At 61.9% G+C, this 3,590-nt stretch carries 4 protein-coding genes; 1 reads left to right on the top strand and 3 read right to left on the bottom strand.

The genetic code is table 11. The features are described 5' to 3' along the window. Positions 1-46 precede the first annotated feature (46 nt). Entirely contained in the window at positions 47-1,366 is a 1,320-nt protein-coding gene (locus B2W79_RS09800; protein WP_422655925.1) for an ISL3 family transposase, read from the bottom strand. A 461-nt stretch (positions 1,367-1,827) separates the two neighbouring features. On the opposite strand from B2W79_RS09800, the gene B2W79_RS09795 reads away from it, so the two are divergent. Next, complete coding sequence (locus B2W79_RS09795) at positions 1,828-2,040, top strand: hypothetical protein (protein WP_292789031.1); 213 nt, start codon at positions 1,828-1,830, stop codon at positions 2,038-2,040. Positions 2,041-2,182: 142 nt separating this feature from the next. Here the strand turns inward: B2W79_RS09795 and B2W79_RS09790 are convergent, their stop codons facing one another. Both B2W79_RS09790 and B2W79_RS09785 read right to left on the bottom strand, forming a co-directional pair. After that, entirely contained in the window at positions 2,183-3,334 is a 1,152-nt protein-coding gene (locus B2W79_RS09790) for an AbiH family protein (RefSeq protein WP_292789028.1), read from the bottom strand. A gap of 91 nt (positions 3,335-3,425) precedes the next feature. Beyond that, positions 3,426-3,590: DUF933 domain-containing protein (locus B2W79_RS09785; RefSeq protein WP_292789043.1), on the bottom strand; the 165-nt coding region annotated here is incomplete at its 5' end.

Here is a 3,590-nt window from a genome sequence, read left to right as displayed (position 1 = left end):
CGCATGTCCGAAGAGCCCCCAAGGCTCTTCGGACATCCGGTGGGGGTCATGGGGTGAGTCCGCCGGCGGCGAGGAGCATGCGGAGCCGGTAGTTGTGCCGGTTGCGGTAGCCGCGGGCGAGGCGGCGGTGGAGCTCGATGATCCCGTTCACGGCCTCGGTGCCACCGTTCGATGACCGCCCCGTCGTGAAGTACGCCAGGAACGCGTCGCGCCAGCGGCGGAGGGTGCGGCCCAGTCGTGCGATCTCGGGGATCGGGCAGGTGTGGAACGTGTCGACGACTTGCTCAGCGATCCGCCGCCCCGCGGCCAGATCGCCCTGGTGGTAGGCGGAGCGGAGTTGCTGCGCGCACTGCCAAGCGACGAACACTTCGTCGTGCGCGGGGTCGGCTTCCATCGCCGCGGTCAGCCTCACCCGCTGCTTCTTGGTGAGGTTCTCGGCCCCGGCGCGCAGGATGGTCTGCACCCCGTAGAGCGGGTCGCCCTTGCGTCCGCGGTGCCCGAGGGTGTCCTGCTGAACGCGGCGGCGGACCTCGTCGACCGCGGCGGTGCCGAGCTTCACAACGTGGAACGCGTCGAGGACGGCGACGGCGTCGTCGAGCTTGTCGTCGATCGCGGTCTTGTATCCGGCGAACGGATCCAACGCGGCGACCTTCACCTGCTTCCGGAACGCGTCGCCGCGCTCACCGAGCCAGGTCGCGTACGCCTTCCCGGATCGACCGGGCACCAGATCCAGCAGCCTGGCCCGCGTCTTCCCTTGGCTGTCGCGGGTGAGGTCGACCATCCCGGTCAGCTCCTTCGGCCCCCGTCGGCGCGGGTCGACGTGATGCCAGACGTGCTCGTCGACGCCGAGGCTGGTGACATTCTCGAACCGGGACTCGTCCGCCGCGAGCTTGACCAGTTCGGGTTCGACGGCCCGCCACAACGTCTTCCACGACGTCCCGAGCTGCCGGGCGAGTCCTTGGATGGTGGCGTGCTCGCGACGCAGCTGCCCGATCGCCCACGCGACGGCGCGCTTCGTGATCGACCCGCGCGGCGCGACCAGCGACGGGACCTGTTCCACGAACGTCTTCCGCGGACAGCCGGACTCGCCGCACCGCCACATCCGCTGCCGCCACACCACCCTCACCCGCGTCACACCCGGCACGTCATGCAGCACCCGAAGGCGCCGACCACGGCTCGTCACGAGCACGCCGCACCCCGGGCAGCCCGTCGGGGACGCCGGAGTCGAAACGGTCACCACAAGAAGTCCGTCGCGACGCTCGACGTGCTCGACATGGACACCGTCGAGGCCGAGAAGCAGGTCGCAGCGGGCACACGGACAGTCGGCGGGGCGCGCGTCAGCGCACCCCGAAGTAGGGTGAAGCACGTCGAGGTCCTCGGTCGGAATCAGAGAGTTAGCGCTTCTGATCCTCGGGGACCTCGACCCCTACCGCCGAATCACCGCCCGGCCACCCTCACCCCACCGGATGTCCGAAGAGCCAGATGTGGCGCCGGAAGGAGGACGGTCATATTCGAGGCCTTGCTGACGAGGGTTCCCAGACAATAGACAGGCAGTATCAGCGCGTCATCCGGCAACATTGCGTCTCAATGTCCAAACCATACGGCTGGGCATCGCCCGCCTTCGACGACCGTCGCGTGACCTACGCAGACATGAGCAGAGCGTACGGAAACGACGATGCAAGCTCCCGCTTTTCGAACGCCAGTCACCACGTCCACGCCTCGCACAGTGGATCTGTGAAGTCAGCAGTCGCGGACTCGTCGGGTGTCTTCCTCCATGGCCCAAGACCTGTGGGGTTCTACATGCCGGCGTATGAGTGCCTGGATAGCATGAATCAGAGCGCCACGGCCTTCCTGATGGCCGTCATGAGCTCGAGGCGGCACGTAGAAATTGTCTACTGGACGGAGTTGCTCCACTACACGATGAAAGAAGCCCAACTGCAGATCACGTTCGCGCAAGCCATGGTTGACCCCGAGTGGGCACGTCGGACGATGGCCAAATTGCCGGAGCTGGAAATCGACAATATCTTGCGTCGAAACTAATCTCAAGCGTCCACCCTCGGACTATGTTGTCCGCGCCACTCGGGTCATGTCGTCCGGGACTCAGTTGTTGAAGCGGAACTCCACCGCGTTACGTCACCGATAGGCGTTTGGTTCGGAGCCTTGAATGTGCGCCAACCAACCATTAACTCACCCACGACGGCGGCGTGATCGCATTCGTGTTTAGCCATGCTCGCTCACTCGCGTCGTCGTAGAGCACGACGCGGGCTCTCTCGCCGAGCAAACCCAGGACGTCCGCGTCATTCCGAAATCCCGCAGCGGTCGCAAACTTCTCGCGCAGTTCGGGGGCGGTCAAAGCACTATCCCCGGAGCCACGGCGCCAGTAAAGGATAAGGTCTGCATTCTCGTTATCGCGCATTCCGTCGATGATGGCTCTCCACCACCATCGGTCTGTTTCTCCCAGTGAGCAACCAAAGATGATGAACAAGTCAGTAGCTGGAAACAGCCCGCCGTACTTGACCTTGTTCTGCGCCCAGTACGGTTTCGATAGCTTCTGCGCGCGCTTCGGTGCCTCGTCTATGCCGAAAAGCAGCGATCGCGGGATGGACTGTATCCCATGCGGGTGGACAACATCAGATACCAAGTAGGACACCATATGGAAAGACTTATTCTCCGGGTGAAACTCCGGGTGCGCCTCGGAATACGGGTGTCCAAGCGGATTCGGATGGAAATTGATGTTGCGATCCGACCATTTGTAAGGATGCGGATCGAACTGCATCTGATCGAGATAGACGAAATCATCCAGGAGCGTGGTGTAGTTGAAGTTCACGAACTTGAAGTTCAACAAGTCACCTATGTTGATGCGCCGGGGAAGCCGCATCTTGTAATACTCCTCCGAATCGCTGATGTCTCCTAGGAACTCGGTGAAGCTGACCATACTGGAGTTGTTTGAAACGGCCCGCTCGCCAAGTTGAGCAAGGAGGTCTGGAGTCACAACCTGGTCCAGAAAGGTAGAGAACTCCCGTTGCACGTCTTTAAGATCGTCGGCAATGGCGCGAGGGTCAACTCGATCCACGTTGAGCAAGCCCTCAATTGCTGACTCAATGTCGCTCCAGTTCTCAGCGGTGCCGCGCAAGCTCTCCATTCGCTCGAGAATCTTGTTCTCGCCGTCGAACTTCCGGTACTTCAGATAGTGGTAAAACGACTCGTAGCGGGTGTCGGTCAGAGAGCCAAGTCCGGACAACGCCTGAATGTCGAACCCGTTTCCAACCAGCGCCATGACGTTGTATTGGTTCTGCACGTCGTCGAAACGACCTCGATAGTCTTCGTAGCTCATTGCGACATCAATATCTCACAAAGCTGTCGCCACGCTCAACCGAACTTGTTCGAGATCGAGCGAAACCAGGTCAAGAGCCCGAGACTCGAACTCAGTTGTTGAAGCGGAACTCCACGACGTCGCCGTCCTGCATGACGTAGTCCTTGCCCTCGAGGCGCGCCTTGCCCTTGGCGCGGGCCTCCTGCACAGATCCGGTCTCCACGAGGTCGTCGAACGACACGATCTCGGCCTTGGTGAAGCCCTTCTCGAAATCGGT

The organism is Microbacterium sp. UBA7513, from assembly GCF_002478345.1.
Classification (GTDB): Bacteria; Actinomycetota; Actinomycetes; order Actinomycetales; family Microbacteriaceae; genus Microbacterium.
The sequence above is the reverse complement of the archived record's forward strand: the minus strand, read 5'-3'. Positions and strand labels throughout refer to the sequence as shown.

What these genes read in the sequence shown, in the direction of transcription:
- B2W79_RS09795 (WP_292789031.1), top strand. Translation starts at nt 1,828, where the DNA reads ATGAATCAGAGCGCCACGGCCTTCCTGATGGCCGTCATGAGCTCGAGG.
- B2W79_RS09790 (WP_292789028.1), bottom strand. Translation starts at nt 3,334, where the DNA reads ATGAGCTACGAAGACTATCGAGGTCGTTTCGACGACGTGCAGAACCAA.